This window comes from Mastigocoleus testarum BC008 (assembly GCF_001456025.1).
GTDB lineage: Bacteria > Cyanobacteriota > Cyanobacteriia > Cyanobacteriales > Nostocaceae > Mastigocoleus > Mastigocoleus testarum.
Map to the genome: position 1 here is coordinate 102,029 of NZ_LMTZ01000103.1, position 7,614 is coordinate 109,642.

The 7,614-nt window shown below is 36.7% G+C and carries 4 protein-coding genes and 1 pseudogene; 3 read left to right on the forward strand and 2 right to left on the reverse strand.

What is annotated here, in order from left to right; all coding sequences use genetic code 11:
- Nucleotides 1–373 precede the first annotated feature (373 nt).
- Nucleotides 374–2,245 (reverse strand): response regulator, encoded by a 1,872-nt coding sequence (locus tag BC008_RS24400; protein ID WP_036265669.1) that lies wholly within the window; start codon nucleotides 2,243–2,245, stop codon nucleotides 374–376.
- Between the two features lie 314 nt (nucleotides 2,246–2,559).
- Here BC008_RS24400 and BC008_RS24405 point away from each other — a divergent pair, with 314 nt between their 5' ends.
- Together BC008_RS24405 and BC008_RS24410 are read left to right on the forward strand one after the other, a co-directional pair.
- Nucleotides 2,560–3,885 (forward strand): TIGR03279 family radical SAM protein, encoded by a 1,326-nt coding sequence (locus BC008_RS24405; protein WP_027843650.1) that lies wholly within the window; start codon nucleotides 2,560–2,562, stop codon nucleotides 3,883–3,885.
- A gap of 434 nt (nucleotides 3,886–4,319) precedes the next feature.
- On the forward strand, nucleotides 4,320–7,124 hold the full coding sequence (locus BC008_RS24410) for a family 10 glycosylhydrolase (protein WP_027843649.1): 2,805 nt from the start codon (nucleotides 4,320–4,322) through the stop codon (nucleotides 7,122–7,124).
- On the opposite strand, the gene BC008_RS49670 is transcribed toward BC008_RS24410, so the two are convergent.
- Nucleotides 7,077–7,247: a hypothetical protein gene (locus BC008_RS49670; protein WP_161938154.1), complete on the reverse strand. Its 171-nt coding sequence runs from the start codon at nucleotides 7,245–7,247 to the stop codon at nucleotides 7,077–7,079. The genes BC008_RS24410 and BC008_RS49670 overlap by 48 nt on opposite strands.
- Nucleotides 7,248–7,371: 124 nt before the next feature.
- Between BC008_RS49670 and BC008_RS24415 the strand changes: the two are divergent.
- Nucleotides 7,372–7,614, forward strand: a pseudogene (locus BC008_RS24415) (photosystem II q(b) protein); the annotation flags it as partial.

Genomic DNA, 7,614 nt, shown 5'->3' on the forward strand with positions numbered 1-7,614 from the left:
CCGTAAAAACATTACATTCCAAAAAAAAATAGCGCACCAACCTAAAGGTATAAAAATTATTTTATGTAAGTCTCATTACAATATTTCTATTTAAGTATGGATAAATTCTATTAAATTGTATTGCAAATTACAAAAGCTACAATTCAAATATTAAAAAGTTTTACTTGGTAATTTACTTTTAGCTCCTGATACCAAACCAGATTTTTAAAACCCCTTTATATTTTTTGAGATTTCCGCTACACTATCCAACTCTCATTCTTAAAAGGGTAATTCACCGGGATTTAGTATGACTCCTGACTCCTGACTCCTGACTTCTAAATCTAAATACTTAATTTCAGTTCCTAACTTCTGTCGTGCTTACATCCCACTTACGTTAACGCTCTAAGCGCTGAAAAATACGAGTTACTAATTCAGATCCAATAATTGGCTTACTTAGATAATCATCTGCACCAGCTGCGAGCACCTGTTGAATTGTCTCTAAATCTGTATGAGCAGTAATAAAAAAAACTAATAAACTACTAGTTCGGGGATCGTTTCGCACCACCTGACAAAGTTCTATCCCACTCAAAGAGGGCATTTCAACATCAAATATTAATACATCTGGATGCATCGCCTGCAAATTTTCCCAGAAATTTAACGGATTATCTAATGTTGAAACTTCAAACCCCCTATTTTGTAATAAACTTGACAGTAGGTAAAGAATATCGGGGTCATCATCTACAATTAAAACCTTAGCTTTATATTCGCGCTTAAGTTGCAAAATATTAGTGATTGTTTCTAAAACTAACTTAGTATCTGCAGGTTTTTGTAAAAAAGCTTTTCCTCCCAAACGTGCTACCTGCACCCGCTCAAGTAAGTTATCTTCGCTAGTTAAAGCTAATACTGGAATCTTTGGTACATGGGAGTTAACTTCAGCTAGTAACTTTAATCCTTCCCCATTATTGCCACCTGTAATATCAAGTATTACAGCATCAGGGGTTTGACGTGAAATCAGCTTTCTGGCAAATTCTGGATTTATGGCTATTTCATATCTCATCCCCCAAGTCTTAATCGAATCGCACAATTCTTCTATCAGACGTTCATCTCGGTCAACTATTAGTATTAAAGGACGTTGGTCATTTTCGGGTAAATTAGATTCAGGCAAATTAAAATGTTGATGAGAAATTCCCTGCTCTAATTCTTGGTATAAACTTTTAACTAATTCTGACAGTTGAAGCTTTTGTTTTTGAGTAAAGTTTACTCTTGCTGCGATTAAAGTTTCAATTTGATGAGCTAAATAGGAACCATGATTCAAGCCAAACATACCTAAATTACCAGTTAGTTTGTGAGCATTTTGGTATGCAAGTGAGAATAATTCATTATCAAATTCACCCTGAAGTAATAGTATTGTTGCTTGTTCGATTGGTAAAACCAAATTTTTTAGTTTTTCTTTTTTCTTTATCCAAGCATTTGTAGTAATACTACGTAATTTCTGCTCGACCTCAGAAGAATCTTGCTGCGGAGAAATATTTTTCTTACTTGTTTTGTGGTTTTTCTGTTTTAATTTATTTTCCTGTGGGTCTATCTTCCCTATTTGTCTTAAACGATAACCAATACCGTACACGGTCTCTACTGGATCTTCGGTTACTCCTGCTTTTTTGAGCTTCATTCGCAATCCTTTGATATGAGCTCTAATCGTATTGTCTCCCGGAGCTTCCTCAAAAGACCAAAGTTGCTCTACGATCGCATCTAAAGTAAATGTGCGGTGTGAATTACGTAGAAAAAGCTCTAGTAAACTATATTCTTTTGGTGTTAAGGGAAGGAGTTTATTTTCATAACTTACCTGACAAATACTGGGATCTAAATTTAGTGAACCCCACTTTAGTAATGGTGGTAAAACCGAATTATTCCGGCGGCGCAGTAAAGCACGGACGCGAGCTAAAAATTCCTGTAGGTCAAAAGGTTTAGTAATGTAATCATCCGCCCCAGCATCCAAACCAATAACTTTATTAGTACTGCTTTCTTGAGAAGTCAAGAGAATAATAGGTGATAATATATTTTGCGAGCGCGCTTGGCGAATCAAGGTGATTCCATCTAATTTTGGGAGCATTACATCCAAAACAATTAGGTCGTAGGTCAAAGCATTCGCTAATTCCCAACCTTTTTCACCATCCTCAGTAACATCTACAGTGTAGTGTTTCTCCCTCAGAGCCTTAACAATTGGCTCAGAAATTAATTCATCATCTTCAACTATTAAAATTCTCATAAAGCCCAAGCTTCAGGAGTTGACTAAAAATTGTGCTATAAATCACAAACAATCTAAGCAACTAAATAGTTACTTATCATGTGAAGTTTAGATGTAGTTTAACTGAATAATGAGGATAATTTTACTGTTTGTCGTAATATTTAATACGTTGTCTCTAAAAAACATTGAAAAAGATAGAGTTTTCAGATTTTTTACCTTCTTTGAAACACATTTAATTACAAACTGCTTCTCGTCGCTAACTACGAACTCTGGTTCTCAAAGATGTAGAATATGCAATGCTTTATATGATTTAACCCAGTTTAATCATTGTCGTTATGAGTACTATCAAGCCAGCCCGTATTACCAAAGTTTTGCCAGATTCAATTGCTGCTGATATCGGATTTGAACCAGGGGATGCAATTGTGAGCATAAACAATACTCAACCCCGGGATCTAATCGATTATCAATTTTTGTGTGCTGATGAAGTTCTAGAACTGGAAGTTTTAGACTCATCTGGTAAAACTCATCACGTAGAAGTAGAAAAAGACTACGATGAAGACCTAGGGCTAGAATTTTCCACAGCATTATTTGATAATTTAATTCAGTGCAATAATAATTGCCCGTTTTGTTTTATAGACCAACAACCACCAGGTAAACGCTCCAGCTTGTACTTGAAAGATGATGATTATCGCTTGAGCTTTTTGTATGGTTCTTACTTGACACTGACGAATTTACCACAAAGAGAATGGCAACGCATCGAACAAATGCGTTTATCTCCCTTGTACGTTTCAGTTCATGCAACAGAACCAGATGTGAGAATTAGACTACTAAAAAACTCCCGAGCAGGACAGATACTAGAGCAGTTGCAGTGGTTTAAAGAACGACGATTACAGATTCATGCTCAAGTTGTAGTATGCCCCGGTATAAATGATGCTCAGCATCTGGAACAAACTCTGTTAGACTTAGCGTCATTTCATAGCGTTGAGATTCCGACTGTTGCATCGGTAGCGGTGGTACCAGTTGGTTTAACGAGATTTCGTCCCCAAGAAGATGAACTCGTATCTGTAACGCGTGAAAAAGCCCAAGAGACCATAAGGCAAGTACAATTGTTACAAGAGCAATTTCGTCAACGCTTTGGTTATACCTTTGCTTGGTTAGCTGATGAATGGTTTTTAATTGCTGGAGAGGAATTACCATGTGAATCTGAATACGGAGATTACCCCCAAATTGATAACGGTGTAGGTTCGATCCGTTTATTTCTAAAAGAGTTTAATATTGCTGCAAAAAATTTGCTCCCACAAAAAGTATCAAAACGTGAATTTACTTGGGTGGTTGGAAATGCAGTTGAAAAAGCATTTATGCCAATTGTTCAGCGATTAAATATAGTGGATGGATTAGAAGTTAAGATGCAGGCTTTATCTAGTGATTATTGGGGTCAAAACATAAGCGTTACTGGGTTACTAACTGGTCATGACTTAATTTTGAATCTTAAAGATATGGATTTAGGAAATGGAATTTTATTGCCAAATGTAATGCTCAAACATGGCGAACTAGTATTCTTAGATGATATGAGTGTAAGTGAAGTTGCACAAAAGCTAAATACAACTATATTCCCTGTCGCAAACCAAGAAGAACTAATAAAAACTTGTATTCAAAATTAAATTTAATTATTCATTTGTAAACTCAATTAAGTATTTTGTGGAGTAATTATTTAGTAATTGTTCCGTATTATTCCCAGAAAATTAATTATTGTCTGAATTTGAATAATTCAAGTTTTCCTCAACTCAGATTTTACAGTTGGGGAATAATAATGATGAAAATCTTAAATCAAATAAGTTTTTTGATTATATTGAGTCGGTAAGCTAGGTAATAAATATTAATAGGTCTAAAATAAATTACATCGAAATATTTTTTACAAAGCTTAAATCTCAATTTTAATTACATAGTCATTCATAAATATTTAATTGCTTGGGGGTTTAGAGTGATAAATATCAAGTTTGAAAATAACAAGTCGAGTATTAAATCAAGTAATAGATTAAGTAATAGATTACAATTTAGCTTAAATTTTGATTTGAAAAGAAGTTTGATTTTAAAGATACTATCTAAATTTATATTCAAAAAAAATAACTTACAAAAACTGGGATTATTTGTTTTAAACTCACAATTTTTTATCTTAAGTAATTACTGGACACTTCCTGCTAGCGCTACAACAGAAAAACCAGTTTTGAGTATTATTTATAGTCAAGAAAATGCTAACCAATGGGAGGGAATAACTAAGCGTTTGCAGGCTGCAAATGTAAGTTACTGCATTGTACCTTTATCTCAGATTAGAAGATCTGCAGATTTGGGCGATCGCAAAGTATTATTTTTACCGAATGTAGAAACATTGACACCTGCTCAGGCGATCGCCTTGGAAGAATGGATGAGCAAAGGGGGAAGATTAATTGCCAGTGGTCCAACAGCGAGTTTATCTGCACCCGGAGTTAGACAGTTGATGCGAACACTTTTGGGTGGTTATTGGGGATTTGGTTTAAATCAAGCGCAAAATCTCAGACCCTCAAAAACTAATTTTGGGCGATGGTCTGAGGAAGATAGCCTATTTGGGAAAGTCCGGGGTGGTGTAGTTGTTCCAGAAAATTTAGCAGCTCAAACTGCTGCAGTTTGGGACTCCAAAGATTCGCCCACAGCAGTATTAGCAACTCAAAGAGCTACTTTTTTTGGTTGGCGTTGGGGTGTAGATACGGCTGCTTCTCCTGATTTGGATATAGCTTGGTTAAATAAGAGTATCCAACGCTACATGAATACGCCAGGAACAAAAAGTTCAGTTGTGGGAGCTTCTGCAAATTGTTTAACTTCAGTAGCCAAGTTACAGCAGCCAAAACAAATATCTCAGACTTCCAGAAGTTCACTTTCTACAGATTTAGGTTCTAGTAATTCCAATAATCCTAAGAACTCAAATAATTCAGATTCAAATAATTCAAATTCAAATAATTCAAAAGTTTCTAGAACTTCAAATCAGGTTTCACCTTCCCACAATCGAGAAATAATTCAGATAAAGCCAAGACAAAGACAATTTGAAGCAATAGACCATCTACAAGATAGGATACCTCCAGTAACTATACCCAATTCTCGAGGAACTATAAGTCATCCTCAAACACTTGCACTGCAAAGAGATCTAGGAAATTTGATTGGGAGAGTTAAAAGTGCAAATCTAGCAGTCAGAGCTAGAAATGAAAACATAAATCTACAACAAACAGCTGTCAAACAAACAGCTAACTCATCTACTCCTTCCCAAACAGTTACCTCAAGCCAAGACACTTTAGTGCAAGCAAAAAAATTACTAAATAACCTACCAAGTTTAATCGCTGCAAAAAGATATCACAGAGCGCGTCAAAAAGTGACCTCTGCAAAAGCAAGATTATGGCAGCAATTCCCTGTGAATAATTTGTTTGCTCCACCAGAAATTCGCTCTATTTGGCTGGATCGAGGGACTATCGTTCGTGCTGCAAATGAGAAAGGACTCGCCAAAATCTTTGATAATTTAGCAAAAGCTGGAATTAATACCGTTTTCTTTGAAACATTAAATGCGGGGTATACAATATATCCAAGTAAAGTAGCTCCCCAACAAAATCCTTTAATTCGCGGTTGGGACCCCCTCGCATCAGCAGTCAAATTAGCCCATGAAAGGGGGATAGAATTACATGCTTGGGTGTGGGTATTTGCAGCAGGGAACCAGAGGCACAACAAAATTCTCAATATTAAATCTAACTATCCAGGTCCGGTACTTGCAAAACATCCGGACTGGGCTGCTTACGACAATCGGGGAAGAATGATTCCATCAGGGCAAAATAAACCTTTTTTCGATCCAGCCAATCCCCAGGTCAGAAAATATTTAATCGAACTATATGAAGAAATAGTTACTCGCTATCAGGTAGATGGCTTGCAATTAGACTACATTCGTTATCCTTTCCAAGATCCCCGTGCTAACCGTACCTATGGTTATGGTAAAGCAGCAAGAACTCAATTTAAACAAAAATGGGGTGTAGACCCACTTTCTATTTCTCCTCGCCAAAGAGATTTATGGAACAAATGGACAAAATTTCGTACTGAGAGTGTAGATAGCTTTGTCAGGGAAGTTTCCCAGCGACTGCGAAAGAAAAAACCCAACTTAATTTTGTCAGCAGCAGTATTTCCTTTACCCAAACGAGAGCGTATTCAAAAATTACAGCAACATTGGGAAGTTTGGGCGATGCGGGGTGATGTAGATTTAATTGTTCCCATGACTTATGCTTTGGATACTTATCGGTTTGAGAAACTAGCACAACCTTGGATTATTTCACGTGAATTAGGTTCTAGTTTATTAGTACCTGGCATTCGTTTATTAAATTTACCTACACTCGGAGCGTTCGATCAAATTCAATTAATTAGAGATTTACCTGCTAGCGGTTATGCATTATTTGCAGCAGAAAATCTGAATCCTCAATTACAAAAAGTATTTAGTCGTACCCAAGGAAAGACTGGAACAGCTAAAAAACAACCAATTCCCCATCGTCAACCATTCCAAACTGCCACAATACGTTATGCAGCTTTACAAGCAGAATGGAAATTAGTTTCCCAAAGCCGGGAATTACAAATTTCACCAAAAGAACTAACAAAATTTAAATCTCAAGCAAAAGTTCTCCAGCAGGCTTTAGAACAGTTAGCGCATAATCCCAATTCTAGTCAGTTAGTAACAGCTAAAGCATCTCTAACTCGTTTCCAATCCCAATTTCGTGTTTGGATGCGCTCACACTTCAGACAAAATCCTTACCAAGTGAAAGTTTGGGAAAATCGCTTAGCAACCATTGAGAGATTACTGCGTTACGGAGAAAATCTCCAAAGAGTTCGGCGAGTGCAGTAATGAGTAGTAATGGGTAATGGGTAATTGGTAATTGGTAATTGGTAATTGGTCATCCCAATCCCCAATCGCCAGTCGCCAGTCACCTGTACCTAATCCCCATTCCCCATAAGTATAAATAATCATATGTATAAAATTCACAAAATTAAAAATTATTGCCAAACTGTAAATAAATGTTAAGGTAGTATTACAGACAAAAAAACAACTTGTCTGATACATACTTAAATCAAAAACAGCAATTATCCGTACCATGACAACCGCATTACAAAGACGCGAGAGCGCATCTTTATGGGAACGGTTCTGTCAGTGGATCACCAGCACCGATAACCGCCTTTATATTGGCTGGTTCGGCGTACTGATGATTCCTACATTATTGGCAGCAACCACCTGCTTCATCATCGCATTTGTAGCAGCTCCTCCCGTAGACATCGACGGTATCCGCGAGCCAGTCGCAGGTTCCTTGATCTACGGAAACAACATCATCTCTGGTGCT

Coding starts and splice junctions, on each gene's coding strand:
- BC008_RS49670 (WP_161938154.1), bottom strand. CDS start 7,247: ATGATTATTTATACTTATGGGGAATGGGGATTAGGTACAGGTGACTGG.
- BC008_RS24400 (WP_036265669.1), bottom strand. CDS start 2,245: ATGAGAATTTTAATAGTTGAAGATGATGAATTAATTTCTGAGCCAATT.
- BC008_RS24405 (WP_027843650.1), top strand. CDS start 2,560: ATGAGTACTATCAAGCCAGCCCGTATTACCAAAGTTTTGCCAGATTCA.